The 26,811-nt window shown below is 43.8% G+C and carries 24 protein-coding genes; 10 read left to right on the forward strand and 14 right to left on the reverse strand.

The features are described 5' to 3' along the window. The first annotated feature begins 110 nt into the window (after window positions 1-110). Window positions 111-629 (forward strand): GNAT family N-acetyltransferase, encoded by a 519-nt coding sequence (locus ACED60_RS12595; RefSeq protein ID WP_009845506.1) that lies wholly within the window; start codon window positions 111-113, stop codon window positions 627-629. A 113-nt stretch (window positions 630-742) separates the two neighbouring features. Here the strand turns inward: ACED60_RS12595 and ACED60_RS12600 are convergent, their stop codons facing one another. Further along, on the reverse strand, window positions 743-1,189 hold the full coding sequence (locus tag ACED60_RS12600; RefSeq protein WP_135441688.1) for a DUF417 family protein: 447 nt from the start codon (window positions 1,187-1,189) through the stop codon (window positions 743-745). 281 nt (window positions 1,190-1,470) lie between these two features. Here ACED60_RS12600 and ACED60_RS12605 point away from each other — a divergent pair, with 281 nt between their 5' ends. Next, on the forward strand, window positions 1,471-1,833 hold the full coding sequence (locus ACED60_RS12605; protein WP_371727695.1) for a RidA family protein: 363 nt from the start codon (window positions 1,471-1,473) through the stop codon (window positions 1,831-1,833). Between the two features lie 143 nt (window positions 1,834-1,976). Here ACED60_RS12605 and ACED60_RS12610 read toward each other — a convergent pair whose 3' ends face one another. After that, entirely contained in the window at window positions 1,977-3,563 is a 1,587-nt protein-coding gene (locus tag ACED60_RS12610) for a BCCT family transporter (protein ID WP_009845503.1), read from the reverse strand. Window positions 3,564-4,013: 450 nt separating this feature from the next. On the opposite strand from ACED60_RS12610, the gene ACED60_RS12615 reads away from it, so the two are divergent. Both ACED60_RS12615 and ACED60_RS12620 read left to right on the forward strand, forming a co-directional pair. Further along, complete coding sequence (locus ACED60_RS12615) at window positions 4,014-7,172, forward strand: chitinase C-terminal domain-containing protein (RefSeq protein WP_371727696.1); 3,159 nt, start codon at window positions 4,014-4,016, stop codon at window positions 7,170-7,172. 292 nt (window positions 7,173-7,464) lie between these two features. Then, a complete protein-coding gene (locus tag ACED60_RS12620) occupies window positions 7,465-8,928 on the forward strand; it encodes a diguanylate cyclase domain-containing protein (RefSeq protein ID WP_371727697.1) in 1,464 nt (487 codons plus the stop codon). A 90-nt stretch (window positions 8,929-9,018) separates the two neighbouring features. Here the strand turns inward: ACED60_RS12620 and ACED60_RS12625 are convergent, their stop codons facing one another. Further along, entirely contained in the window at window positions 9,019-9,273 is a 255-nt protein-coding gene (locus ACED60_RS12625; RefSeq protein WP_009845500.1) for a YgjV family protein, read from the reverse strand. Window positions 9,274-9,541: 268 nt separating this feature from the next. Here ACED60_RS12625 and ACED60_RS12630 point away from each other — a divergent pair, with 268 nt between their 5' ends. The 3 genes from ACED60_RS12630 (at window position 9,542) to ACED60_RS12640 (ending at window position 11,978) form a co-directional block, all read left to right on the forward strand. Continuing rightward, complete coding sequence (locus ACED60_RS12630) at window positions 9,542-10,126, forward strand: DUF4136 domain-containing protein (RefSeq protein ID WP_371727698.1); 585 nt, start codon at window positions 9,542-9,544, stop codon at window positions 10,124-10,126. Between the two features lie 178 nt (window positions 10,127-10,304). Further along, a complete protein-coding gene (locus ACED60_RS12635) occupies window positions 10,305-11,489 on the forward strand; it encodes a serine hydrolase (RefSeq protein ID WP_371727699.1) in 1,185 nt (394 codons plus the stop codon). Between the two features lie 195 nt (window positions 11,490-11,684). Next, entirely contained in the window at window positions 11,685-11,978 is a 294-nt protein-coding gene (locus ACED60_RS12640) for a YkgJ family cysteine cluster protein (RefSeq protein WP_012600484.1), read from the forward strand. Window positions 11,979-12,029: 51 nt separating this feature from the next. Here the strand turns inward: ACED60_RS12640 and ACED60_RS12645 are convergent, their stop codons facing one another. Further along, complete coding sequence (locus tag ACED60_RS12645; RefSeq protein WP_371727700.1) at window positions 12,030-12,926, reverse strand: LysR family transcriptional regulator; 897 nt, start codon at window positions 12,924-12,926, stop codon at window positions 12,030-12,032. 116 nt (window positions 12,927-13,042) lie between these two features. On the opposite strand from ACED60_RS12645, the gene ACED60_RS12650 reads away from it, so the two are divergent. After that, on the forward strand, window positions 13,043-13,423 hold the full coding sequence (locus tag ACED60_RS12650; protein ID WP_009845495.1) for a DoxX family protein: 381 nt from the start codon (window positions 13,043-13,045) through the stop codon (window positions 13,421-13,423). Between the two features lie 80 nt (window positions 13,424-13,503). On the opposite strand, the gene ACED60_RS12655 is transcribed toward ACED60_RS12650, so the two are convergent. From ACED60_RS12655 to ACED60_RS12680, 6 genes are all read right to left on the reverse strand, one after another. Continuing rightward, window positions 13,504-15,186, reverse strand: coding sequence for a pseudouridine synthase (locus ACED60_RS12655; RefSeq protein ID WP_371727701.1), 1,683 nt, complete (start codon window positions 15,184-15,186; stop codon window positions 13,504-13,506). A gap of 151 nt (window positions 15,187-15,337) precedes the next feature. Next, the gene (locus ACED60_RS12660) at window positions 15,338-15,958 is read right to left on the reverse strand and encodes a glutathione S-transferase family protein (RefSeq protein WP_371727702.1); all 621 of its coding nucleotides are present in this window, start codon (window positions 15,956-15,958) and stop codon (window positions 15,338-15,340) included. A 34-nt stretch (window positions 15,959-15,992) separates the two neighbouring features. Next, window positions 15,993-17,024: an NADP-dependent oxidoreductase gene (locus tag ACED60_RS12665; protein ID WP_012600487.1), complete on the reverse strand. Its 1,032-nt coding sequence runs from the start codon at window positions 17,022-17,024 to the stop codon at window positions 15,993-15,995. Window positions 17,025-17,161: 137 nt separating this feature from the next. Next, window positions 17,162-17,752, reverse strand: a complete 591-nt coding sequence (locus ACED60_RS12670; RefSeq protein WP_009845490.1) for a TetR/AcrR family transcriptional regulator — start codon at window positions 17,750-17,752, stop codon at window positions 17,162-17,164. 154 nt (window positions 17,753-17,906) lie between these two features. Continuing rightward, window positions 17,907-18,380 carry an FKBP-type peptidyl-prolyl cis-trans isomerase gene (locus tag ACED60_RS12675; RefSeq protein ID WP_371707430.1) on the reverse strand — a complete coding sequence of 158 codons (474 nt, stop codon included), beginning with the start codon at window positions 18,378-18,380 and terminating at the stop codon, window positions 17,907-17,909. Between the two features lie 42 nt (window positions 18,381-18,422). Continuing rightward, window positions 18,423-19,049, reverse strand: a complete 627-nt coding sequence (locus tag ACED60_RS12680; RefSeq protein WP_102249988.1) for a thioredoxin domain-containing protein — start codon at window positions 19,047-19,049, stop codon at window positions 18,423-18,425. A 258-nt stretch (window positions 19,050-19,307) separates the two neighbouring features. Between ACED60_RS12680 and ACED60_RS12685 the strand changes: the two genes are divergently transcribed. Beyond that, entirely contained in the window at window positions 19,308-19,901 is a 594-nt protein-coding gene (locus tag ACED60_RS12685; RefSeq protein ID WP_009845487.1) for an OmpA family protein, read from the forward strand. A gap of 108 nt (window positions 19,902-20,009) precedes the next feature. On the opposite strand, the gene ACED60_RS12690 is transcribed toward ACED60_RS12685, so the two are convergent. Both ACED60_RS12690 and norR read right to left on the reverse strand, forming a co-directional pair. Next, window positions 20,010-20,369, reverse strand: coding sequence for a glutaredoxin (locus tag ACED60_RS12690; RefSeq protein WP_009845486.1), 360 nt, complete (start codon window positions 20,367-20,369; stop codon window positions 20,010-20,012). Window positions 20,370-20,458: 89 nt separating this feature from the next. Beyond that, window positions 20,459-22,051, reverse strand: a complete 1,593-nt coding sequence (gene norR, locus ACED60_RS12695; protein WP_371727703.1) for a nitric oxide reductase transcriptional regulator NorR — start codon at window positions 22,049-22,051, stop codon at window positions 20,459-20,461. Between the two features lie 349 nt (window positions 22,052-22,400). Between norR and hmpA the strand changes: the two genes are divergently transcribed. Further along, complete coding sequence (gene hmpA, locus ACED60_RS12700; RefSeq protein ID WP_122046323.1) at window positions 22,401-23,597, forward strand: NO-inducible flavohemoprotein; 1,197 nt, start codon at window positions 22,401-22,403, stop codon at window positions 23,595-23,597. A gap of 140 nt (window positions 23,598-23,737) precedes the next feature. Here hmpA and ACED60_RS12705 read toward each other — a convergent pair whose 3' ends face one another. After that, window positions 23,738-24,718, reverse strand: coding sequence for a TDT family transporter (locus ACED60_RS12705; protein WP_122047488.1), 981 nt, complete (start codon window positions 24,716-24,718; stop codon window positions 23,738-23,740). Between the two features lie 301 nt (window positions 24,719-25,019). Further along, window positions 25,020-26,426, reverse strand: a complete 1,407-nt coding sequence (clcA, locus tag ACED60_RS12710; protein WP_017078301.1) for a H(+)/Cl(-) exchange transporter ClcA — start codon at window positions 26,424-26,426, stop codon at window positions 25,020-25,022. Window positions 26,427-26,811 lie beyond the last annotated feature (385 nt).

Raw genomic sequence — 26,811 nt, forward strand, 5'->3', positions numbered from 1 at the left:
TTCAGCTGCTAACTCTGAAATAAGTAGTGACGTACCGTTTACTCAGAGATTTGGGTACTCGAATTTCAATCGTAGGCAAGGCTTTCGAAATAACCATTGGGAGTACTCGTATGGATGTATTTTTGCATTTACTTCAAACAAGTGATGCTAGGGCGCTCTTGGAATTTGAAGTAGACAATAGAGATTGGTTCGAGATGTCTGTACCACCACGGGAAGAAAGTTTTTATTCACTTTCAGGTGTAGAGAAGCAGATTGCTAGTTTTTTAGCGGAATATGAAAGTGATGAGATGATTCCTATGTTGATAAAAGATGAACAAGGGATTATCTGCGGTAGGATTAATGTACGTGACATCGACGAACACGGAGAACGAGGAGAGCTAGGCTATCGAGTGGGTCACTCCTTTAGTTCTAAAGGCATTGCGTCTAACGCGGTGAGGAAGTTACTTATCTATTTGGCGGAGCACTCTTCCCTTAAATATGTGGATGCCTATGCGTTAGGGGGTAATGTTGGTTCCAACAAGATTTTATCCAAGGCCGGTTTTGGCTTAGTTGAGCGTGTAGAGAATTACGCGTTATTCAAAGGGCAAAATCAAGACGCTAATTATTATCGTAAGGTATTAGCTGAGTAGGTGAGTATCAGTGCCTTATTCATTAGAAGCTGGCAGCGTCCTTCTAGCCAGCTTATGGTTTTATGTTACTTAAAATAGATCTTTAGGTTTACGGCCACTTATTAGATTTACATTTACTTCTGAGGCTTGTTACGTTCGATTACGCTAATAGCGATAGCCAAAAACAGAATATCTTTCACTAGGAAGAAGTTAGTGACTAAGATGCCATCCGATACTTTCCAAACGTTTGGCGTGGTGACTAGAAAGCTCAGTGTCACAACAAAGATAGCCGCTGCTGCAATACCTGAATAGAAAGCAATTGTCGGTTTCCTAAATCCAACGAGCAGTCCAATCGCAACAACGATCTCCGCGCCACCCACCATGTTAGAGACAGCTTGTACTGAGAACAGTTTGTAAAGCCAGTTCATTGCTGGGTGGTTTGCAATTAAAGGCTCAATTAGCATCGCTTCAGTTGGCGTAAACTTGTAAATACCAATCCAAGCTAACACTAATGCTACACCAATCACGCCTAGGCTGTATCCGACGTTACTCTGTTTTAAATCATAGGTTTGAACATGCATAAAAGTACTCCATTTAATAAAATCTCTGAATATGACCGCAAGAGTTCAGATTAAATTTCGCGTTGAGAGTAATACTTAATATATTTATCTAGAAACTCAATAGATGGTGATTTATTGTTTTGATATTAATGCGTAGGCTAGTGATGTTGAACACCAAAGTCATAGGTTGGCGATAGTGCTGTTTAGCCGGTACTACGAGCTTTCTAATTTTTGTTTTCAATGTTAGGAATTTGGATTAGATTACGCTGATGTGCACCCTAATTATAAGAAGAGTATAACCAGTGAAAATTCATAGAATTAATCCGACCAAGCGTTGGTCTGATGTGACTGTGTTTAACGGTATTGCAAGCTTTGTTGAAGTACCAGAGGCGGATACAACGGCAGGAATTAAGAATCAGGTTCAGCAAATCTTCGAACAAGCTGAAGAAATGATGAGTTTGGTAGACAGCGATAAATCTCGTGTATTGTCAGTGACTATTTACCTAACGGATTTCGCTAACTTTGATGCACTCAATGAAGTGTGGGAAGAGTGGTTCCCTGAAGGCTGCGCGCCAAGCCGTGCGTGCGTGAAAGCAGAACTCGCTAACCCTGAACTATTGGTTGAGATGTCATTCATGGTTGCTGCTGATGAAAAGTTTCAATAAGCCGAAATCTCGGTAGATACAAGCGCTAGTAGACATAACTATTAATAAAGTCGACAGCGAACAGATAAAAAAAGCCACTCAGGTGAATCACTTGAGTGGCTTTTTAGTGTTCTACGCTATCCGAAACTAAATCGGATTAGGTATTAAGCGAGACCTTGATCTCTTGCCATCTGCTTCGCGATCTTCGGTGCATGCCATAGACATGGCAGCAAGATAAACGAAACAGGAACGGCAGTGATCACAATGAACGACTGCAGAGCTGAGATGCCGCCAGAGCCCATTGAGATAAGCGCGATAGCCACTGCCCCCATAATGACGCCCCAGAACGTTCTAACTGCTGAGTTAGGTTCTGTAGTACCAGTCATTACTACACTGATGGTGTAGGTCATTGAGTCACCTGTGGTCACAATGAACGTGGTCGTCAGGATAAGGAACAGGATTGCAATCAGAGTCGGGAACGGTAGTTGCGAAGTAATAGCTAGTAGTACAGCTGGAAGGTTGAAACCTTCGAATGCGCTAGATATTACGCCTGGGTTCTCTAATTCAAACGCTAAGCCACTACCACCAACAATGCTGAACCAAAAACAAGTCACAAGCGGTGCAACGATGCTGATAGAAACGATCATTTGGCGAATAGTTCGGCCACGTGAGATACGAGCAATGAAGATCGCCATCATTGGGCCATAACCTAAGAACCAACCCCAGAAGAATACAGTCCAGCCACCTAGCCACGCAGTATCTTGGCGGTATAGCGCCATTGGGATAAAGTTGTCGACCATTTCACCGATTCCTTGTAGGTAACCATCAATGATAAAGCTGGTTGGGCCAACAAGGAGAATGTAAACGATTAGGCACACCGATAAGATGATGTTGTAACGGCTTACCAGTTGGATGCCTTTACTTAGACCACTTAATGCCGACAGCGTATACATTGCAATAGCGAATAGAATAACGACGCTTTGGGTAGCAAAGCTGTCAGAAATTCCAAACAGCTCGCTCAACGCGTAGCTGATCTGTAGGCCAAGGAAGCCGATAGGGCCGATTGTACCTGCGGCTACTGCCACAATGCTGCACGCATCAACGACGTTACCAATCCAACTGTTGATTGCCTTGTCGCCCAGTACTGGGTAAAGCAGGGTGCGTGGCTTAAGAGGAAGGCCTTTTTCGTAGTGCAAGTACATAAGCACAATCGAAGAGAGACCACCTAAGATAGCCCATGCAAGGAAACCCCAGTGCATGAAAGATTGTGATAGTGCATTGAATGCCATCGCTTGAGGGTCTGCATTGCCATACAGCGGTGGAGCTGAAACAAAGTGAGCAATTGGCTCTGCAGCTGCCCAGAACACGCCACCACCCGCAAGGAGTGTACATAGGACGATAGACATCCATTTAAACGTGGTCATTTCTGGTAGGGCAAGCTTCCCTAAACGAACATGGCCTGTGCGACTTAGTGCAAGCACTAAACCGATAATGAAATTGAGTAGTAGTAGGACTTGCCAGAAAGCACCGAACCATTTAGTTGAGTAACTAAAGCCGATGTTGACAAGTTCGGACAATACGGAGGTGTTGGTGAAAGCAAGGATGACAAAGAGGGTCAGGAAACTGCCACTCAGCCAAAAGACTGGGTTTCCGAGTTCCAGTTTTTCACCCAAAGATTGAGCTCTATTGAAATCGATAGAAGTAGATTCTGCGTTGATGTTTTCGTTGGCGACTTGCGTCAAGTTGGACATTATTTCTTCGCTATATTTGGCTCTTTCAAGCCTATGTATTTCTCCCACATTCGGATAAAAATGTGAGGCTCGTCAAAAAAGCCGCTGATACTAACATATTTGTTATCCAAAAGTGGGCGATTTCATAAAATAATCTCAAATCGCCCCTAATTCCCTACTTTTTGGTTAGTTTTGATACGAATTCTCATCGAATCTAAATCATATTTCTAAATTTTGAGACACTATTTTTTTAGCTTTGCGAAATAAATTAATATTAGTTGTTGGTGCAAAATAAGTGTCGAGTCATTGCATGCTATAAACAAATTAATGCGAGTCATTTTATAAATAAGGAATATTTTAGGTGTTTAATTGGCACTGTTACCTACAGTTGTTTTGCGAAGGAATTTAAGTGGCAAAAAAAGTGTCATTTACTTTAAATATCTTAAAACAACAACTTAAGGGACTGCAAACATGCACCTAAATCAAGGAAGAGTGGCCAAAAAGGTTTTTACACTCAGTACTCTCACTGCGTCATGCTTAATGGCTTTCAATAGCTATGCGGCTGTGGATTGCTCAACGTTAGAAGCGTGGGATCCTGCCACGGTTTACACCGGCGGCGATCAAGTTTCACATGACGGTAGTGCTTACAAAGCCAATTATTGGAATCAAAATAACAACCCAAACAAATTCGAAGGTGACCATGCACAATGGAAGAAGGTTGATGTGTGTAGCGGTGGTGGTACGCCCAATGAAGTGCCAACGGCTTCGTTAACGACTCCATCAGCCTCTGACATAATCACTGAAGGCGATAACGTGGTGTTGAGTGCAACGGCGCTAGATTCTGACGGCAGTGTTACCTCGGTTGAATTCTTCATTGATGGAACTTCAGTTGCGGTTGTAACAGCGGCACCTTTCGAAGCGGCTTGGGCTGCAACGTCTGGTAGCCATCAGGTTTCGGTTGTTGCTACAGACAATGAAGGCGCGGCTAGCTTAGCGAGCGCGGTCTCTATTTCTGTCGATTCAGTTACACCTGGAAATGAAGCGCCGACAGTATCGGTTGCGCTTTCTGCATCTTCGGTTGATGTTGGTGGTGTGGTAACGCTTACCGCAACGGCAACAGACAGCGATGGTACGGTTGATAAGGTCGATTTTTATGTGGCAGGTTCTTTAGTCGGAACGGCTGCGACAAGCCCATACACGCTTAACTACACAACCACTCAAGCGGGTTCTTTAGCGGTTTACGCAAAAGCGACTGACAATCAAGGCGCAACGACAGATTCAGCGCTGGCTTCTTTGACGGTGAATGGCGTACCAACGGTGAGCACTTGTCGACCTGATGGCTTGTATCAAACTCAAGGTGTCGATGTTCCTTATTGTACGATTTACGATGATGAAGGCCGTGAGAAAATGGGCGCGGATCACCCACGTCGTGTCATTGGTTACTTCACCAGCTGGCGTGCAGGGGATGACCCACAAGCTGCTTACCTAGTAAATGACATTCCTTGGGAACAACTCACACACATTAACTACGCTTTCGTGAGCATTGGCTCAGATGGCAAAGTAAACGTGGGTGATGTGAACGATCCAAACAACGCAGCGGTTGGTAAAGAGTGGCCGGGCGTGGAAGTTGACCCAGCATTAGGCTTCAAAGGTCACTTCGGTGCATTAGCGACAGCGAAGAAAAAACACGATGTTAAGACTTTAATCTCAATCGGTGGTTGGGCGGAGACCGGTGGCCACTTTGCCACTGATGGTAGCCGAGTGGCTGATGGTGGTTTCTATACCATGACGACCAATGCTGACGGTTCTATTAACCATCAAGGTATCGAAACATTCGCAACTTCAGCGGTTGAAATGCTTCGTAAATACAAGTTCGATGGTCTAGATATCGATTACGAATACCCAACGTCAATGGCGGGCGCAGGCAATCCGTACGATAAAGACTTTATGGAACCACGTCGTCAATACCTATGGGCTTCTTACCAAGTGTTGATGAAAGTGTTGCGTGAGAAGCTTGATGCAGCCTCTGCGCAAGACGGCAATCACTACATGTTAACTATCGCGGCGCCTTCTTCGGGTTACCTACTGCGCGGTATGGAAACATTCGATGTAACCAAATATCTCGATTACGTAAACATCATGTCTTATGACCTTCACGGTGCGTGGAACGATCACGTAGGTCATAACGCTGCGTTGTTTGATACAGGTAAAGATTCAGAGTTAGCACAGTGGAACGTATACGGCACAGCGGCTTACGGCGGTATCGGTTATCTGAATACGGATTGGGCCTACCACTACTTCCGTGGTTCTATGCCAGCAGGTCGTATTAACATCGGTGTGCCTTACTACACACGTGGTTGGCAAGGTGTAACTGGTGGTGAGAATGGTCTTTGGGGCCGAGCACCACTGCCAAACCAAGCTGAATGCTCAGCAGGTACTGGTGAAGGCGAGAAGAACAACTGTGGCCATGGCGCAATTGGTATCGATAACATGTGGCACGATACTGATCCGAAAGGCAACGAAATGGGTGCAGGTTCAAACCCAATGTGGCATGCGAAGAACTTAGAGAAAGGCATTTGGGGTTCTTATGCAGCAGCTTACAAGCTTGATCCTGTTAACGATCCTTCAGATGTTCTAATGGGGACTTACACGCGTAACTATGACAGCGTGGCTGTTGCTCCTTGGTTGTGGAACGCAGAGAAGGGCGTATTCCTTTCAACGGAAGATAAAGATTCTATCGATGTGAAAGCCGATTACGTTATCGACAAAGAAATCGGTGGCATCATGTTCTGGGAACTAGCAGGGGATTACAACTGTTACGTACTCGATGCGAACGGTAACCGAACTTCAATCGATACAACCGAACAGGCGTGTAATAGCGGAAACGGTGAGTTCCATATGGGTAACACTATGACGAAAGCTATCTACGATAAGTTTAAGTCAGCTACTCCATATGGAAACAAGGTTGCAACGGGTGCTATCCCAACGGAAGCATTAGATATTACTGTTTCTGTAGGTGGCTTCAAAGTCGGTGATCAAAACTATCCAATTAACCCTAAGATCACGTTTACAAACAATACAGGTCAAGCGCTTCCTGGTGGTACTGAGTTCCAGTTCGATATCCCAGTGTCTGCACCTGATAACGCAAAAGATCAATCGGGCGGTGGTTTGTCTGTGATTGCTTCTGGTCACACTCGTGCCAATAATATTGGTGGTCTAGATGGTCCGATGCACAGAGTAGCGTTTACATTACCTGCATGGAAAGAGCTTCCTGCTGGTGGTGTGTATGAACTCGATATGGTTTATTACTTGCCAATTTCTGGCCCTGCAAACTATACAGTGAATGTGAATAGTGTCGATTATGCATTTAGCTTTGAGCAGCCGGATCTACCACTGGGTGATATCAGTACTGGTGGCGGTAATCCTGGTGATGGCGGTACCAACCCAGGTACATGCGATACTGCGGGTTTAGCTGTATATCCCGACTTACCTCAGAAAGATTGGGCGGGTAACCCAAGCCACGCAAACACGGGCGACCAAGTGGTTCATAACGGTAGTGTTTACCAAGCAAACTGGTGGACAAGTGCCGAGCCGGGAAGTGACGGCAGTTGGACCAAAGTGTGCTCTTAATTTAATGCTAAGCAATGCATTTATAGACAATAGAGCGTAGTAATAGGTAATAAATGCGAATGCTTTTAAGTCTATTTATCAGGGCTTTAGTATAAATTAAGTTATCAATTTAAACGTAAAATCAAAACGCCGAACTGAATCCAGTTCGGCGTTTTTGCTATAAGTCACAGATTGCACATGAAGAGCGCTATTAATATCGGCTATCGTTCAGTAAAATCGATAAATGTGATATAAAACAATCTACTTATAAAAACAATAGCGTTACCTAAAATTTAAAAGCTATGAGGTGATTTTGAAAGTAAGACGTAAGTATATCCTCAACTTTTCCATCGTGTTGGCCCTCGTATCTTTGGTCCTCTCTGCTATTCAATTTAACCGAACCAAAGAATCACTTTTAGAGTCTAATCAATTCTTCTTCCGTACTATTGTAAACGCAAGCTACGACATCGTAGATACTACCGTTAACGAAGCTATTAAAACCTATCTCAAAGGTGTGACTGATACTGTCGCTTCTCACACACTAGGTGTCACTCCAGAACAAGAAGTTAAAGAAGTCATCCGAATTGCTAACGAATTGGTGATTGGAGAGTCAGGTTATATCTATTTGATGTCACCACAAGGTGTCCACCTGTATCATCCGTTTTTACAAGGGCAAAATCGCGCGCATTTAACCCATATTCAAACGCAACTGACCTCAAAGTCTGGAATGACTCAGTATTCTCATGCTAATCCACATGAAGTCGGCAAGCGTGCGAAGGTCGCGTATTCAGTGAGGCTACCGAGTGGTAATACATTGGTGGCGACCACTTATAAAGATGAACTCATGTACTTGGTCGATCTCGAAGCGCTTAAAGATAAACTAAGAAAGTATTCATATGGCGATAGTGGTTATGTATATATTGTTGATTTGCAAGGCGAGCTAGTCCTCCGACCCAATTTTGAACACGAACACTTGAAAGCCTTAATTGGTTATTCATCAGAGTTGCTCATCGATAAGGTCGTTGCTGAGCCTGAAGGGCATTTTAGTTACTCAATTTCAGATGACAACGGTACGACAAACAAAAACATTTTCTATAAGCTCTACCCATATCTGAATTGGATCATTTCTGCTGGAGTTTTGGAGCAAGAGCTCAATAAGAACCACAGTTTATTGCTAGTTAGTTTGATGACCTTGGTTATAAGTTTGCTTAGCATCATCGCCGTTTTGGTGCTTTACCTGCGGCACCGTCATTTAAAGATCTTAGATGTAGCTAGCTTAGATTATCTTACGGGGTTGAGTAATCGGCGGGACTTTATTACTCAGGTTAAGATGAGAATTTTAGAGTGTTCTCCTTATCCGTTAAAAGGTGTTGGTATCATTCTTCTAGATATTGACCATTTTAAATCGGTAAACGATCTACACGGGCATAATGAAGGCGATAGAGTGATCTGTGCCGTTGCAAAAGTATTGAAGCAATTTGCAAATGAAAATCGTCTAATTGCTCGCTATGGCGGTGAGGAATTTATCTTTGTGACTTTTGATTGCAATGAATATCAATTGTACGAGTTGTCGGAAGAGCTTAGGCGTAGCGTCGAAAAAATTGAGGGGTTAGTGTTACCTGTAACGGTCAGTGTTGGGTGTCGCTATGCAAATGCACTGTTCCACATAGAAGGCACGATAGACCAAGCTGACAAAGCACTTTATCAAGCGAAAAAGAATGGACGCAATAACACACAGGTGTACAGAGAGAGTCAATATCGTATTGTCTGTAATTGAAGTTTTCTAAAACTGATAAGCATGAAAAAGCCCAAATAGAACGTTCTATTTGGGCTTTTTTAGAATTGTTTGAAAGTGCTAGCCGTTAATCTAAGCTTTTGCTGCTTTCATCGCTTCATTTTTTTTTTCCTTTTGCATTTTTGCAAGGAAGTAGATGTTCACACAAGCGATGAAACCGTTGGTTGCAACCACTGGCCATGCGTCAATCATAACGCCGTATGCTGTGAATAGAGTACAGCCAACAAAGTTAAGGACACGCAGACGCACGATATCTTTCATTGTTAATGAAATTGCGACCATAATAGATGCCGCGTAACCTAAAATTTCAACCATATTGAATTCCATTGTGTGACCCTCTTAATTTTGCCGATGCTTTATCGGTACCAATTCTTCTCTTCATGAGATGATTGAGGAAGCTCCGTGCCCCGAATGGTTTGGTTATGTTTAACTAAGTTTACTATACCGAGTCTATTTCTGTGGTTAAACCCCCAAAATGAGTAGAAGTGAAGGTTAGCGATTACGCAAACGTTTAATGATCTTTCTATTAATATAATTACTGTTTATGTTGAAGGTTAAATTGATAATTATTCTTGTATAGGAAAGGAAGCCGCAAATGATAAAACGATTCATATGTGCAACAAAAGGCGTAAGTAAAGTCACGTTGTTGGCTTTGATAGCGATTGGACTGACAGCGTGTACAACCAACGAAACGACTCCAACTCACAATTATGGCGTGGTGACCAGTGGTGACTTTGATTTCATGAAACATGGGGTAGTCACGTACTCATGGCATCCCGAATCAGAGCAAGTGTACCTTTCTGAAAAATATGACAAGACGGTCGTCACTGATCTTGTACGCGAAGCGATTAAAGAACAACTTTCATTGAAAGGTTATAAGTTGAAACCCGGCGTTGGTGATGTCGTAGTAGGTTTTGGATTAGCTGAAGAATCTGAACTGAACGATGAATCGATCTTTGATGCGATTCAGCTATCTACAGGTGTGCCATTTTATAGTGATGATGGAAAGGTAAGCGAGAAAGGGTCTCTGTATATTGCTTTTTTTGTTCCTAATTCGGAAGTTATACAGTGGCAAGCACTGGCGCAGTCTGGTATCCAACCTGATTTAGAGCCGAGCGAAAGCAAACAGCGGGTTATGGGCTTTGTTGAAATGTTATTTAGACGTATGCCTGAGAGGTAAAGCGAAGTGTTGAATGTATTCATTGAGTCAATCGTTCTTGTGTAAAAAACGAACAGGTCGCAGATTATACTTTTTTATTTGTAACGAACCGTACAAATACGTAAAGCAACGTAAAGTTCGCGCTTCTTTTGCTAGCATTTGTCTATACTGAACAAAACGTTAACTTAGGTTTGATTCAATGAAACGGTTCTCAAAATACTCTCTCCCTCTATTAAGTATGTTCATTGTAAGTAACGCAGCGATCGTAACGAATAATGCTGTCGCGGCACCTTCTATAGTACCAAGCCCACCTAGCCTAGGCGCAAAAGGGTATGTGTTAATTGATTTTAACTCTGGTGATGTGCTGGTAGAAAAAAACGCACACACTAAGTTAAACCCAGCGAGTTTAACCAAGCTTATGACCAGTTATGTGGCTGGACAAGAGATGAAACGAGGTAACATCTCTGCTGATGATCAGGTGCGAATCAGCGAAAACGCATGGGCGAAAAACTTCCCTGATTCTTCAAAAATGTTCATCGAAGTTAACACTGATGTGGCGATGATGGATCTTTACCGTGGCTTGATTATTCAATCAGGGAACGATGCGAGTGTTGCGATTGCAGAACATGTTGCAGGCTCACAAGATGCATTTGTTGACTTGATGAACTCTTGGGCAGCTTCGCTAAAACTGGAAAATACCCATTTTGCGAATGCACATGGTTTAGATGCGGACGATCTCTATTCAACGCCTTATGATATCGCTCTATTAGGCCGTGCGATTATTCGCGATTTACCGGATGTGTATGGTTTATACAGCGAACGCTCGTTTAGCTACAACAAGATTACACAACACAACCGCAATGGCTTATTACGTGATAGAAGCTTGACGGTCGATGGCATGAAAACAGGCTACACCTCTGGTGCCGGCTACAGTTTAGCGAGTTCGGCGACACAAGGTGAGATGAGACTTATTGCGGTTGTGATGGGCGCATCAAGCGTTAAGAGTCGTGAGTCAGACAGCAAACAATTGTTGAGCTATGGTTTTCGTTTCTTCGATACGCTAAACCCTCATCAAGGCGGTGACCAAGTCGCTGAAGAGAAGGTGTGGTTTGGTGCTCAAGATACGTTGAAGCTAGGCGTTGCAGAAGATACGTTTATTACGCTGCCTAAGTCAGACAGCAAAAAGTTAACGGCATCGATTGAACTAATATCTGAACTGAAAGCCCCGATTTCAGAAGGCCAAACCTTAGGCGTTGTTCATTACACCGTTGATGGTGAAGATGTTCAAACTCAACCTTTGATCGCGTTGGAAGCGGTAGAGCAGGCTGGCTTGTTCAAACGCTTGATGGACTACGTAAAGCTATTTTTTGCTAGTCTGTTCTAAATCGAGGCTAGTCTGTTGTAAAGCGAGATAGTGGCGACAAGTCACGATGGAAAACCTAAATAGTATGGGCGTTGTGAGTAAATCACAGCGCCTATTTTTTTTCTACATCAACGAAAACAACGTGCCGCACTATCTTTATTAGCCGTAGCGGTCGGTTTCGATTACTATACGCAAAATTTAGCAGCGTAGTCACTTATGACGATTGAGATAAAGAACGTAACCGAACCCGAAGTAACATGTGCTAATTGTCAGGCATGCTGTTGCCGTTTAGAGGTTATGATCATCACAGATACAGGCGTACCTGAAGAGCATATCGCTTATGATGAATGGGGCGGCGAAACGATGTTGCGGCTCGACGACGGTTGGTGTTCTGCTGTAGATAGAGAAACACTGATGTGTACTATTTACGAAAACCGACCTTGGATCTGTCGTGAATTCGAAATGGCCTCTTTTGAATGTGTTGATCAGCGCAAAGATGTAATGGGTTAAGACTTTATCTTAGCTATCGATGTTAGTTGAGCTCTAACTGTTCTTAGAGCTTTAACTATTCCTTGCGCTCAAATACTTCGCAAGAAAATCGATAAACACTCGGATTCTTTGGGGCAAATAATCGCTCGCATGATACACCACGTACATTGGTAGCTGGTTATTACTCCAATCTTCCAATAACCTTTTTAGTTCTCCTTTCTCAACATACTCTTTGCCCATCCAATCCGGTAAAGCAACAATACCTAAACCTTGTCGAGCCATTTTAAGTAGCATATCTGGGCTATCTGAAGTGAATATTTGATTTACTTTAATGGTATTAGTTTTGTCGCTCTTGTCGGTAAAACGCCATTCATTCGCAGGGCTCATCAGGGAGTAGGTTAAGCATTGGTGTTCGCTCAAATCTTGTGGATACAGAGGAATCCCTTGTTTTTCTAGATAATCTGGTGATGCGAAGTAGTGAACTTTGTTGTTAAACAAGAAGCGTGCTTTTAGCCCTGAGTCTTTGAGTTGTGACGCGCGGATGGCAACATCAATATTGTGTTCATTAATGTTGACGATGCGGTCATCGATGCTGAGGTTAATGCGGATACCTGGGTGCTGTTCAATGAAAGCTTGAAGCGGCTCACTGAGTAACATCGATGAAAAAGCACTTGGCGCAGATATCTTAAGCTCACCTTCCACGGATTCTGTTTCACGCTTGAGCCTACTTTCTATGGTAGACATCTCTTCGAGTAAACGGGAGCAATAAGTCAGGTAGTCTTTGCCTGCATGGGTTAGGGATATTTTGCGACTGTTTCGCTGAAACAGCGTCATTCCTAAATCACTTTCTAACCACGCAATCTTTTTACTTACGGCACTTTGTGTCACGTCGAGTTTATTGGCAGTAGCAGTAAAACTGTTCAGCTGCGCAGTTTCCACGAAGATACGAATACACTCAATTTTATCCATTCTAGTTGTCCTATATCTTGTACCTAAACCCAATCATTCCAAATTGGAATCCTAACTATCATAAAACTAGCATTTATCGTTCTATTTATGAATGGTTAAATGATTCCACTACGTTAATGATTCTTAAGAAAGGTGGCAACATGAGTACAGTAGTGAGTGTATTACTAGTGGTGTTCTTTTTATTGGCGAGTTCAATCAAGACAATTGCTTGGCAAAAGAAAGTGTTTGAAATCCAGCTTGGCTTTTTTAAAAGCTATGGATTAAATCGCGTCATCATGTTTCTAGTTGGCATGGTTGAGTTTACTGGAGCTGTATTGTTGCTCTGTGCTTTGGTTGGTTTAGCACCTGAACATACGCAACTGATGGGAGGTTTGATATTAGCGAGTACTTCACTAGGGGCGATTTACTTTCATTTGAGATTCGATACGTGGAAGGATGGTATTCCCGCGATGGTTACTCTGTTGGGTTCTGGCTTCTTGGTCATTGCATCGTACTAAGTTTATTCGACATGTAGCGATAGCTATGAGAGGCAAAGGAAATAAGAGTAGGGCACGAAGCCCTACCAAATGGAAACGGTTTAGAACTCAGAAGGCACTTCAAACTCGAGCCATTCACCGGTTGTTGGGTGAATCAGTTTTAAGTAGCCAGCGTGAAGGTGTAAACGCTCACGTTTGTATCCGTATAAGTCGTCACCTCGAATCGGTACACCAAGGCCTGACGGGTGAGCACAGTGTACGCGCAGCTGGTGGGTTCGTCCTGTTTTAGGGTACAAGTGAACCTTGGTTTTGCCATTGTTGGTGCTGACCGCTTCCCAATGAGTTTCAGCATTACGTCCATGTTCATGGCAAACCAATTGTCTTGGTCTGTCTGTTATGTCGCCGCGCAAGGGCAAGCTGATATCGCCAGATTTGCCGTCGATTTCACCATCTAACAGAGCTGTATATCGTTTCTCTACGGTTCTATCGATGAATTGCTTTTGGATGTGTTTATTGGACTCTGCGGTCAGTGCCAAGATCAGCAATCCAGACGTCGACATATCTAACCTATGGATAATCAAAGGGCCTGTTGCGTCGGGGTAGCGCGCTTTAATGCGGGTATAAACAGAGTCCTCGATAAACTTACCAGGAACCGATAAGAACTCCTCGGGTTTATTCACCACCACGATCTCGTCATCTTCATAGACAATATCAAACGACTTACCAACCGCAGGGTTCACGATAAGAGGGTTATCTTCTAATTCGATGCCGTTTAGCTGGTGGTCGAGGATCTCGAAGCTTTTGCTTTGGCAAACCGGGTACAGGTTTGCGTGCTGGCGAATGACAGCCGTTGGAGGCAATCCCCACCAAAACTCAGACAATGCTAATGGCTGAAAGCCGTGTTCAAAAGCAAAATTAAGCAGCTTAGGTAGGCAGCAGTCGCCAGAGCCTTCAAGAGCGTCTTTGCCATCTAACAATTCAAGCAGGTTCTTTGATTCGAGAGCTTGGTTGTTAAAGCGATAATGAGACAACCGTTGCGCTTCTAATTCGGCTGAGATCGCTTGGTACTCTTGCTTGCGGCTCGTGAGTTCGCTTTCGATAGCATCAACTTGCGACTGGCGTTCTGCGATCTTTTGTTTCCACTCGATTCTAAGTGCTTTTAAGTCGCGTTTCTCTTGGCTGCTTTGATTGCCCAGTTGTTTGAGCAAATTCGCTGCTGACTCTAGATTCCCCAATGCCTTTTCTTGATTGGCTTGTTCTCTGAGTTCGTTACGCTGAGATTTGTTTGCTGCCATGGCTAATTGAAAGGCTTCGATAGCTTGTGCTGATTCGATTTTTAACTCTTCAAATTCAGCCAATAATGCGTCTAGGTTGTGCGACTGTTGTAGTTTTTCAATGTCATCCGCTAGTTGCGATTGGCGAGCAAGGTTTGCACTGTTGTGAGATTGAAACTGTTCTGAATCGAAGGCTGATGGAACAAAGTTAATGTTGTTTAACTGAGAGGCCAAAGACGGATATAACTGCAAACCTGAAAACGCAGAAAGGTAACCTAGCTCTTGTGTAGTTGGGTTCTGAACAAGAAGCACGGCGTAGAGGTTGCCTTGCGATGTTTCATTCACACCGCAGTCGAGTAACGACTGCTGAAGTTGCTGCATGGCAAACTCACACGTTGGATGTGGTGTGTAGTAGTACGGAAACGTAAAACGAGTCGGTAGCGGTAAGTCTACATTCGTATTGTCGTTTTTTAGGTGCAGTGGTGTGTATTGAGCAAGGTTTGCTGACATGAAGATCAAACTCTATGGCTGTTCAGTTAGAGTTCGGTATTGTTGTCGAAATGAAGGCAAATGAGAAGCCAAAGCGAAAGATAAATCGGCTTTGGCTTCATTTAGTTGCTTGTGCTTATCCGAAGCGCGTCCGAGCTTGATTGAAACTCGATCAGTTCGAGTGTTCTAGCTCTAGTTGCTCGGCTTTTTGGTAAGCAGGGTGGCTCGTTAAAAGATCACCGTATTTAGCAATGTTAGGGTAGAGCGCAGTGGCACCGAAGTTACCCACGATTTCTACGATGAACGACATCATGAAATCGGCACCCGTCAGAGTATCAGCAACAAGGTAAGTTGTACCTTCAAGCGCTTCGTTGACAAAGGTTAGGATCTTTTGGTTTTCATCATCAGCGTAGCCGCCAAGGAAATTAGTCTCGCAACCGTCTTTCATCACAAAGATTTTAAGTAGCATTGGCAGAATACCAGAGCTTTCAGCGAAGTGAAGCCACTGTGAGTATTCCACGTAGTCAGCGGTGCCGCGCACTGGTGCGAACTTACCTTGACCGTATTTGTCGATTAGGTACTCGGTGATAGCACCAGATTCGCTGATCACGACGCCATCGTCTTCAATAACCGGAGATTTACCAAGAGGATGAACGGCCTTCAATTCTGGTGGCGCTAGAAACGTTACACTGTCTCGTTGGTATGGTTTGATTTGGTAATCTACTCCAAGCTCTTCCAATAGCCAGATGATGCGTTTTGAGCGAGATTTGTTTAGGTGATGCAAAGTAATCATGATTTTACCTAGTTAACTGGTTCAGTTTTTGAATTTATTTAGCTTCGTTTGTTTTGATAACAAGCTTACCGAAGTTTTGGCCTTCCAATAGACCCATGAATGCTTGTGGCGCCTCGTCTAGGCCTTCAACTAGGTGCTCACGGTAATGCATCTTGCCTTGAGACAACCATTCTGTCATTTGAACAGCAAACTCATTGTAACGGTGTGCGTAATCATCAAAGATAATGAAACCTTGCATCTTAATACGCTTGACCAAAAGAGTGCCCATAAGGCTAGACATGCGATCTGGGCCTTCAGGAAGTGATGTCGCATTGTATTGTGAAATAAGGCCACAAACAGGAATGCGAGCACCAGTGTTAAGCAACGGCATTACCGCATCGAACACCTTGCCGCCAACGTTTTCAAAATAAACGTCGATGCCGTTGCTACATGCTTTAGCCAGTTGCTCCGCGAAGTCGTCGGCTTTGTGGTCGATACATTCATCAAAACCAAGCACTTCTTTCGCGTACTGACATTTCTCTTGACCACCAGCAACGCCAATGACACGACAGCCTTTTAATTTTCCGATTTGGCCAACGGTTGCGCCTACTGCACCTGTTGCAGCCGCAACGACTAGAGTGTCGCCTTCTTTAGGTTGGCCGATATCAAGTAAGCCCATGTACGCAGTAAAGCCTGGCATACCCATGATGCCTAGTGCGTAAGAAGGGTGTGTTGGCTCTTTACCTAGTTTGATTAGGCCTTCACCATCAGACACACCAAGATCTTGCCAACCGGTGTAAGCCAGTACCCATTCGCCAACTTCAAAATCGCTATTGTTTGACTCTTCAACCTGACACACGGTTGCACCGACCATCACTTCATCAATCGCAACAGGGTCTGCGTAAGATTTAGCATCGCTCATTCGGCCACGCATGTACGGGTCTAGAGAAAGGTAAACTGAGCGAAGTAACATCTCGCCGTCTTTAATTGTTGGTGCGGCTACTGTCTCCAAACGGAAGTTATCTTGAGTCGGTGCGCCTACTGGGCGAGAAGCCAATACGATGCGGCGGTTGTCTTGTTGAGTCATTGGGTATCCTTAATTTTATATTATGTTTATTTAGAATTAGACCAGTCGTCTAGTCTTGTTGTCTAAAAATCCCGCCGTCATCAAATGATAAGAGGGCGGGTTATCTGTCGTTAGTAAAGACTAAACACAGTACGTGGTTAGTTTTTACCTTTTAAAATCTGTTGGGTTAGGTTTAAAGCTGATTCTAAGCTACGTGAACTCTGGCTTAGTTTGCTTAATAAGCTTGCGCCTAACCACATAGAATATAGATTTTGAGCGGTTTCTTGGCTCTCTTCAACCTTTATCGAACCATCATCAATACCACCGACAATGCACTGCTCGATGGTATGCGTCACTTTCTCAGCACCTTTCAATAGCGCTTGGCGCATAGGATCAGAAAGATCAGAAACTTCGGCGCTGAGCTTAACGACTAAGCATTTATGAGCGTTACAAGTACCGTTTTCAATCTGTGACCATCGAGTGAAATAACTGATAATTCTCTGGTAATGGTTGCCTTCACCATGAACCAAAATAGTTTCAACTCTGCTGATGTAGGTCTCAAAATAGTGCTGGATCAGAGCCTCGCCAAATTGCTCTTTAGATTTAAAGTAGTGGTAAAACGATCCTTTTGGAACATCCGCTTCTTTAAGCAATTGCGATAAGCCAACGCCGTTAAAGCCGTTGTTCACTATTAATTGGTAGCCAACATCTAAAACATGCAGGCGTGTGTCGTTCGTTTTATCGTTCATGGGCTTACTATAAGTTAAATTAGACCAGTCGTCTAGTCTTCGGCTTTTTGAGGTATATTCCGTCGTTACAAAAGTGGCTTCAATTATTCAAACGTTCACATATAAAAAAGCCCCAACATAGCTCGTATGTTAGGGCTTAAATCAGTCTCTTCAATTATTTGATAGAGATTAACTCAACATCAAAAATCAAAGTTGCTGATGGTGGGATAGGGCCTGAACCACCTTTACCGTAAGCCAATTGGCTTGGGATAAACAGGCGAACTTTTTGGCCTTCGACCATGTAAGTCAAACCTTCTTGCCAGCCTTTTATCACTTGTTTAAGAGCAAATGAGATTGGCTCACCACGATCAACAGAGCTGTCGAAAACAGTGCCGTCGATAAGTGTACCGTGGTAATGAACCGTTACTTTGCTGTTCTTAGTTGGGTGCTCTGTACCAGTACCTTCTTCAAGAACTAGGTATTGAAGACCACTTTCAGTCGTAACAACCCCTTCTTTAGCGCCGTTTTCGATAAGGAATTGTTGGCCTTGTTCGATATTTTCTTCGCCAGATTTATGGTTAATCCAAGTGCGGTAGATCATGAAGCCAGCCAAAATAAAGACAATGACCGGGATGATAAATTTAGACATAGTAAAACCTATTTATTGTTGATTTTTTATAGAGAAAAGCCGTTACGGCTGAGTCAAAAGGTAGTTGATCGTTTTTGCGATGCCTTGAACATCTTGGTGACCTGCTGTTAGTACTTGGTATTTACCGTTGATGATAAATGTTGGTACTGAGTTGATTTGACCTTTAACCGAGATCTCCTCAGCTTTCTTTACGTAGTCAAATAGAGCGACTTGCTGTTCTTTGTTCAGTTGGTATGGGCTAACCAGACCACGAGAAGTGAACGCAGTCTCTAGAGCTTGTTGACGTTGTTCTGGAGTCGCATCTGTACCCATTTGAACCGCACCAAATAGGTCGTCCATGAACGCGTGGTCAGGTGTCGCGTCAAGTTGCATCACCGCTGTGTAGTAGATCATTGCGCTGATTTGAGCACTTTCATTGAACGTAACGTGCATCTTGCCAATAGTTTGGTTCGTTAGAGATTCGATCTCTGGAATTGCACTTTCCATTTGACGGCAGTGACCACAATTAAGAGAGAAGATTTCAGTGATCGGAGACAGGTTAAATTCAGTTAGAGCAGTAGGCAGCGCTTCGTATTGAACGCCTTTCTGTGGCTCGTTTGTTTCACTACAACCCGCGATAATCAGTACGGCAGCAAGTGCTGTGATGAATTTAGTAAATGGTTTAAACATAATGTTTGCTCTAGCGTTGAGAAGTCGTGAGATTCTAACTATTTAGTACGAATTGGAAAACAATTATAAGGTAAATAAATGCAAACAGTTGGAACTGGCGGGCGATGACTGGCGAGTTGCCGGTGAACTGTGATCAAAAACACTTTTTTTGGACGTGCTTTCTTTTTGTCTAAAGTTTTTCTCTCAGTGCCGATATAGACATTAGTGAATGGTTTATCTGCATAAGTGGTTGGTGAAGTAATGAGATATTTAGCGATAATGTTAAGCATAGCTTTGGCTGGGTGCGAAACTACGTTACCAACAGGGTTATTCGGTGAGGATATGTTACAAACTGCACCGAAAACTGATTACGACATTATGTACCCTGAATGGGGTGTAGTTCAAACCACTCATCAGCAAGGAACTATTACCACTAACTACGGACGTGGTGTTTCGACCAATGATCCACTGGAAGTCTTTTTAAGACAAAACCGTATCGATTTTGAAGTTTTACCTGGCAACCATGTGATGGTAAAGCTTGTACAGCATGTGAACTTTAAAACAGGTTCGACATCTCCTGAACCCGCTTACAACAATTGGTTGGACACGTTAGGCAGCTATCTTTCTCGACGCCAAGACATTGATGTCGTCATTGAAGGACACACGGATAATACAGGCAGTGATCGTGTTAATGATCCGCTCTCTGAACAGCGCGCAAAAGAAGTGAAAGCTCGCTTAGAAAGTAACTATGTTTCGAGTCGTGCTATTTACACCCGCGGTTTCGGTGAGTACGTTCCCGCGTGTAACAACGCTTCAGCACAAGGTAAAGCCTGTAACCGCCGTGTAGAGTTGATGCTGATTGTGGCGAAATAGATGCGAGAAGCTTGATTCTTTGAATCGAAAGAGCGTATCGATTACAGACATAAAAAAATCCCTCATGAAGAGGGATTTTTTGTATTTAGCTTGTGTTGCTTTTTCCGCTTATGCGAACTGTTTTTCTAAGTAAGATACGATATCCGAAGATTCGTACATCCACTCAGTTTTACCGTCTTTCTCGATACGTAGACAAGGCACTTTCACACGACCGCCGCCAGCTTCAAGCTCTGTACGGTGTTGTTCGTTGTTTTTTGCATCACGAAGTTCAAACTGAACAGACTGACGTTTCATCGAGCGTCGTACTTTTACACAAAATGGACATGCTTCGAATTGGTACAACGTGTGCGTTTTTGCCTGTTCGTTCACTTTGCTTTGTTCTTCTTGAGAACGCTTCACACCGCGTGGGCTGAAAACAAAATTCAACAGCAAGATGACGCGACCTAAAAACCAACGGATAAACTTCATAACTCTCTCTACATATTTAAAATTAGCGTTACAATTTGCAGCATTATATACACAAGTTTTGTCAGATGCTCGCAACAAACCGCTAATATCTATTTTGTCCGTTCGATCGTGTGAGACTTCGCCACATTTAGCCCTAAACGTTTGGACAGTCGAGTCAGGTTTGCTCGGTCTGTTTTCAGAACTCGCCCTGCTTGCGCCCAGTTAAAGTTGGCATCTTCCAACACCTCAGTGATGATGCTGCGTTGAAAATCATCGGTAGCGCCACGTAAACCTGCAGATAGGTCGATCGTTGGTGTTGATAACGGTGTGTTTTTTACCTGTGTCGTCGCTATAGGCTGATCTTGGTCGAGTGGGCCACAATCTTCTTTAGTGATTGTCACGAGATTTTTGTTGGTGCTACGAGCTAATGCTTTTAGTGCCGAACGGCTAATCACGTGCTCAAGCTCACGTACGTTACCTGGCCAACCGTAACGGTTTAGAAATACCAGTACATCAGAGCGGAATTTAACTTGGTTGATACCAAGTTTACGACGTGCCTGTTCTAGGAAGAAGCCTGCTAGCAAGCTGATGTCGTCACCTCGGTCTTTCAGAGCTGGCACTGCGATAGGGTACACACTCAATCGGTGGTACAAATCGGCTCTGAATCGACCGTCTTCAACTTCTTGCTTTAAGTCTCGGTTGGTTGCAGCTAAAACACGAACATCAATAGTTTGAATGTTGTCTTGGCCTACAGGTTGGATTTCGTTGTTTTGCAGTGCACGCAATAGCTTACTTTGCGCAGCCAAAGGCAATTCACCAATTTCATCTAAGAACAGTGTGCCGCCATCGGCTAAAGCAAATTTACCCAAGCGGTTTTTGTCTGCACCAGTAAACGCGCCACGAACGTGGCCAAATAGTTCACTCTCTACCAAGTTCTCAGGAATGGCTGCACAGTTGACGTAGACGAGTGGGTTACGTTTACGCTGCGATTGGTGGTGCAGGGTTCGAGCAACGAGCTCTTTACCAACACCTGTATCACCATGAATCAGAATATTAAATTCAGAGGGTGCGACAACCGCGATATCGTTTTTAAGCGCGACCATGGTGTCACTATTACCAATCAATTCGCCGCCGTCACGTTCCCACGCTTCAACATTCAGCTCTTCCAGTAATTGCTTTGACTGTTTTGCTTGATGTTCAAGTTGCGAGAAAGTCATCGCCATTTGCATCGTAGAGGCAGCAATAGCGGCGAGAACTTCTAGGTTCCGAGCAGGAATATTCGCGAAGACATCAGGTTTTAGGCTGTCGAGGGTTAGTACCCCTAACAATTTTTCACCAAAAAGAAGAGGCAAACCCATACAGGCATGCATGGGCAAATCGCCGTCGTGGTCGATCAGTAAGCCATCGAAAGGATCAGGCAATGAGCTATTCGCATCAAAACGAACTGGAGAACGCGATGCACAAATCGCATCAAAACGTGGATGTTCTGAAATAATAAAGCGGCGACCGAATGTATCTCGACTGAGCCCTTGCATTGCGATGGGTACTAGCGTGTCGCCTTGAAGGCTTAAAAGTGCGACACAATCACACGTTATGGTTTTACGAATGGCATCGATTAAGCGATTGAAACGGTCTTGATCGTTCACACCGCTGGCTAAACCAATGGTCATTTCCATGAGAGTGGATGCTGAGATATCTTGCATAAAGGGCTCATACTGTTTGTATTTTCATACATGGTAGAGTCTTTATGACATAAAAAAAAGGTCTTTTTGACTAAAGTTTGAAGAGGGTTTTTGAAGGAATGCTAGGCACAACAAGCTTTCGCATGTTGGCACCGTTTGTGCAATGTGTCCATTGCGTGTTGTCTATATGACTGAATATCTGACCTATCATTGATTTGAATCAATTAATGCGAATTTATCAGTCCACGTAATTCTCATAGAAATAGTAGCCAAAGAGCTCATTGAGAAAGAATTAATATAAAGTCATCTTTAAATAAAATTAGTCAATTTGACATGAAAGGTCAAAAGACTAAGTGTTCGGAGTAAATCAATGCTAAACAATCTACATATCAACATCATCAAATCGACGATTCCTCTTTTAGAAAGCGCAGGCCCTGCTTTAACTCAACACTTCTATCAACGCATGTTCACGCATAACCCTGAATTGAAAGATATCTTCAATATGACTCACCAAAGAACAGGTCGCCAAGGTGTCGCACTGTTTGAAGCTATCGCGGCTTATGCAAAGAACATCGAAAATCTAGCAGCGTTAACCTCAGCGGTTGAGCGTATTGCACAGAAACACACAAGCTTTAATATTCAACCAGACCATTACCAAATCGTTGGTCTTCACCTAATTGAAACACTGCGTGAATTAGCTGCTGATGCATTCACACCAGAAGTTGAAGAAGCGTGGACTGCGGCTTACCTATTCTTAGCGCAAGTATTCATCGACCGTGAAGCCGAACTTTACCTACAGCGCAAGCAAGCTGTTGGTGGTTGGGAGGCGGCACGTGCATTCGTAATTGCAGATAAAATTGAAGAATCAGCATTAGTAACAAGCTTCATCCTACAACCAAAAGATGGCGGTGACGTTCTGGATTATACGCCAGGACAATATATTGGTATCGAAGTGAAACCTGAAGGTGCTCAGTACAGCGAGATCCGTCAATACTCACTATCAGACAAGCCAAACGGCAAGCAGTACCGAATTTCTGTGAAACGTGAAGGCCAAGGTCAAGAAACTCAAGGCGTAGTATCTAATCACATGCACGATACTGTTGCTGTCGGTGATGAAGTTAGCCTATATGCCCCAGCGGGTGACTTCATGTATCAAGAGCGTAGCAAGCCAGTAACGCTTATCTCTGCAGGTGTGGGTGTAACACCAATGCAATCAATGCTTGAGTTCTTAAACAACCAGCAGAAAAACGAACCTGTACTGTACCTTCACGCTTGTGAAAACGTAGGTCAACACTCTTTCACGACTCGCGTTAAAGATATTGTTGCCGATAAAGGTTGGGAAGCGAAAACGTGGTACATGAACAAAGGCGAGTCTGCGTGTGAGAACACACATGAAGGTCAAATGGATCTAGCATCTATCTCTGACACCAACGGCTTTGAAGAGAGCGATTTTTACATTTGTGGCCCTGTTGGCTTCATGAAGAACATCGTAGAACAGCTAGATGCACTTAAAGTCGACCGTTCTCGCGTCCACTACGAAGTCTTTGGCCCTCACGCCGATTTCTAATCGTAGTCGCCTGATCTATTAATTCCTTGCCTATTCAAAGGCCTCACAGTGTGAGGCCTTTTTTGTTTTGGTTTGTCCAGCGAGAGACAATTGGATATTGGAGTAGGGGGTGATCAAGGTAAGATCTTCTGGCGTTCGTTTTAAGAACGCTTAACCTTTTTGGACATGTAATCAGAATCAAAAAACTCAGGCCAGTACATTTTCACATAACCGCCTGCCACCCAAATCACTAGGATGGTCGCGATGGTTAATTCAAAGAAGCCGAATTTATGCAGCCAATACCATTGTGGGTATTCAGCACCGAAAAATGTGGTTAAGCGGTGCATAGCAATGGCGCTGATCACGGACGGGAAGGTGACGGCTGCAATCGAAGGTTGGAACTTCAGACGCATTAGACGGATGTAACATAAGTAAATCAATAGAGTCATGGTGATAGCAATGCCAGCCAATGCTCCTGTCAGAATCGGATCTGGGTTGTCGAAGTTCACCAAGTAAGCGGCTAAAGATAAGTTAACCGGAGCCGCCATGATTGCGAGTGTTGGTCTTGCTCGACGTGGCAGGTTTCCTTCGAATACCAAGCGGTACAACACCACTGGCAGCATTAGGAAATAGATACCGATACAAGTGGCCGCCAGTGTCTCTGAAAAAACGGTGTGTCCAAACTGTGTACCTGCTAAGGAACTGCTGATTAACCCCACGGGATACAGGAACCAACTCGGCACAATGTTCGACATTTTGAAATTGAGGATCTGGAAACTAAAGAACAACACCATCATGGTAAAATGCAACAACAACGCGCAGAACCAGACTGGATAGGCGATTATTGGAGATATCTCGGCGAGATAGTCACATAGAATCAATAACGCCATGCTCATCGGCGCCATTAAGCTTCCGCTAAGTGGATGGCGAATGTCATTGATAAAAGTATCAAAACTTGTGAGATAACGAAGTAAAACGGGCAGCAATAACAGTGCGCCAAACGCAGCAAGGTAAGAACGAATGAGCTCACCAACCCCTGGAAGATATAATGCCCAAGCTTGCCCCAGCCCTATAACGCCAAGTGCTAAAGATGCCTGAGATGGTGGAACATTCTTTACTTGGGTTAATCTTCTCCAGTTCAACGACTTGCTCCACTCAGTTAAATGTAGAACGTATACTCTAATCAAAACGTTCAGTCATGCTCACAATCGGTGTTGTTAGGCATGTAAATAATTTCGTGGATAATAGCAAGTTTAACGTTTGCTTTTAAGGTTTTGATTCGAAATTGATATATAAAGCGCGATGAAAGTGTTTTTGATTTTCTTGAGTGTTCTATAAATATTGAGCTTGGTTTGCTTATTGTAGTAGTGGAATTTGACTGTATTAGTGGAACTTAACGAGTTACGTTTAAGTCCCACATTTGAACTGACGTTTTCAATGTAATTAACGAACTTCCTCTTGCTGAGGGAGATCTTGCTGTCTTAGTTTCTCGTTTTTCAGCGTACGGTTAAGTAGTTGGCTGTAAATTGGCTGACCACCTAACATCTGAGCAATGATTACCGCGCCTAAGCAGGTGATGATCAACGGTAGGATCAGGTAGTAGTTATTGGTCATTTCAATAACCAACAGAATACCAGTGATAGGCGCTCGCACGGTGGCGGCAAACAAGGCTCCCATGCCAGCAATTGCAAACATACCCGGTTCAATATTCAGTTCAGGAAAGAATGCCGCCGCGATAAGCCCAAACGCGTAACCAAAGAGTGTTCCTAGGGCAAGCATTGGTGCAAAGATACCACCCGGTGCACCAGAGCCGAAACAAAGTAGCGTGGTGAGCACGCGCCCTAAGAAGATTAACAGCAGCACGTTTGCGCTGTAGTTGCCATTCGTGATGTTCGGGATGATACCAATACCACCGCCAGTCAACTCGGGTATATAGAGCAGCAATAAGCCAAAGCAACCGCCCAGCAGGGAACCTGTCATTAAGTAGCGTTTACGGTCATTCTTGTGTATTGCCACAAACAGGTCTTGCGAAAGTGTAATCAGCTTATTGAAAATCACACCAAACAGGCCGAACAACACGCCTAACAACAAGAATAACCACAGAGCATCCAGTTCAGGCGGTTGGTATTGAGGCATAGTGATAACGGCAGATTGTCCGTTGATTGATCGAAAAACGATGTTGGCTGAAACCGCGGAGATGATGACGGCTTTAATTGATATGAGTGAGTAGCGAAACTGTGGTCTCATCTCCTCGACTACAAACATGATGCCAGCCAGTGGTGCATTGAATGCGGCGGCTAAACCACCTGCGGCACCCGAAGCTAATAGTGAGTGGCGAGTATCGTCATCTTTAACTCGAAAGATATCGGTGACCATGCGACCAATACTGCCGCCCATTTGAACGGTTGGTCCTTCTCGACCTAAAACCATACCAGAGCCTAATGCGCCCATACCGCCAAAGAATTTTACTGGCAATACTCTCCACCATCGAACAGGGCGCATACCGTCCATAGCACCTTCAATTTCGGGGATGCCTGAGCCTGCAGCCTCTGGAGCAAAGCGGTGAACGAGGAAGTAACCAATAAAGGCAAATGCAGCACTAATAAGGAAAGCGGCCAGCCAAAGGGGTAAATAGCTACCGATTTCATCTTTAAGCCAATCGGTACGAGTTTCTGTGATGAAATGAACCGCGACTTCGAAATAGGTACCCACCACGCCAGCAAGTACACCTACAATACAAGAAAGAAAGAGAACGGAAGCGGGTGTTTTATCTCTTGAGAGAAATTGATTAATAGCATCCCTTGGCATTTTGGCGAGTAGGGACTGCTTAATTTTCTCTCTTCTGGTCATTGAGATAAGGCTCCTGAATGGGTTGAGGCGGGACTGCAATAAATTATACGCGTCCTCTGCATATCCTATAGCAGCAAAGATGCAAAGTTGAATTTCATTTATGGAATATACGTGTTACATAAATGGAATCTATAGGCAATAGTTGAATCGCCGTCACAATTTTGATCGATTCTCCGGTGGCGGCTTGAATATCCCCAAAAATGAACCATAGTTAAATCGTAAAGCAACATAACGAACCGCAAGGAGAAGTGAGGTTTTACACACAATTTGGATGGATTCAGAATAAAGTTTTAGTTCCTCGTTAAATGTTCAGGTCGATATTTAAGGCTTCCTGATTCGCGAACTCACGATTGAGTAACGAGGGTGAGGCGTACTGAGTAAGTAC

It is taken from the genome of Vibrio sp. 1F279 (genome assembly GCF_041439815.1).
GTDB classification, from domain to species: Bacteria; Pseudomonadota; Gammaproteobacteria; order Enterobacterales; family Vibrionaceae; genus Vibrio; species Vibrio tasmaniensis_A.

Coding starts and splice junctions, on each gene's coding strand:
- ACED60_RS12595 (WP_009845506.1), top strand. CDS start 111: ATGGATGTATTTTTGCATTTACTTCAAACAAGTGATGCTAGGGCGCTC.
- ACED60_RS12600 (WP_135441688.1), bottom strand. CDS start 1,189: ATGCATGTTCAAACCTATGATTTAAAACAGAGTAACGTCGGATACAGC.
- ACED60_RS12610 (WP_009845503.1), bottom strand. CDS start 3,563: ATGTCCAACTTGACGCAAGTCGCCAACGAAAACATCAACGCAGAATCT.
- ACED60_RS12615 (WP_371727696.1), top strand. CDS start 4,014: ATGCACCTAAATCAAGGAAGAGTGGCCAAAAAGGTTTTTACACTCAGT.
- ACED60_RS12625 (WP_009845500.1), bottom strand. CDS start 9,273: ATGGAATTCAATATGGTTGAAATTTTAGGTTACGCGGCATCTATTATG.
- ACED60_RS12630 (WP_371727698.1), top strand. CDS start 9,542: ATGATAAAACGATTCATATGTGCAACAAAAGGCGTAAGTAAAGTCACG.
- ACED60_RS12635 (WP_371727699.1), top strand. CDS start 10,305: ATGAAACGGTTCTCAAAATACTCTCTCCCTCTATTAAGTATGTTCATT.
- ACED60_RS12640 (WP_012600484.1), top strand. CDS start 11,685: ATGACGATTGAGATAAAGAACGTAACCGAACCCGAAGTAACATGTGCT.
- ACED60_RS12645 (WP_371727700.1), bottom strand. CDS start 12,926: ATGGATAAAATTGAGTGTATTCGTATCTTCGTGGAAACTGCGCAGCTG.
- ACED60_RS12650 (WP_009845495.1), top strand. CDS start 13,043: ATGATTCTTAAGAAAGGTGGCAACATGAGTACAGTAGTGAGTGTATTA.
- ACED60_RS12655 (WP_371727701.1), bottom strand. CDS start 15,186: ATGTCAGCAAACCTTGCTCAATACACACCACTGCACCTAAAAAACGAC.
- ACED60_RS12660 (WP_371727702.1), bottom strand. CDS start 15,958: ATGATTACTTTGCATCACCTAAACAAATCTCGCTCAAAACGCATCATC.
- ACED60_RS12665 (WP_012600487.1), bottom strand. CDS start 17,024: ATGACTCAACAAGACAACCGCCGCATCGTATTGGCTTCTCGCCCAGTA.
- ACED60_RS12670 (WP_009845490.1), bottom strand. CDS start 17,752: ATGAACGATAAAACGAACGACACACGCCTGCATGTTTTAGATGTTGGC.
- ACED60_RS12675 (WP_371707430.1), bottom strand. CDS start 18,380: ATGTCTAAATTTATCATCCCGGTCATTGTCTTTATTTTGGCTGGCTTC.
- ACED60_RS12680 (WP_102249988.1), bottom strand. CDS start 19,049: ATGTTTAAACCATTTACTAAATTCATCACAGCACTTGCTGCCGTACTG.
- ACED60_RS12685 (WP_009845487.1), top strand. CDS start 19,308: ATGTTAAGCATAGCTTTGGCTGGGTGCGAAACTACGTTACCAACAGGG.
- ACED60_RS12690 (WP_009845486.1), bottom strand. CDS start 20,369: ATGAAGTTTATCCGTTGGTTTTTAGGTCGCGTCATCTTGCTGTTGAAT.
- norR (WP_371727703.1), bottom strand. CDS start 22,051: ATGCAAGATATCTCAGCATCCACTCTCATGGAAATGACCATTGGTTTA.
- hmpA (WP_122046323.1), top strand. CDS start 22,401: ATGCTAAACAATCTACATATCAACATCATCAAATCGACGATTCCTCTT.
- clcA (WP_017078301.1), bottom strand. CDS start 26,426: ATGACCAGAAGAGAGAAAATTAAGCAGTCCCTACTCGCCAAAATGCCA.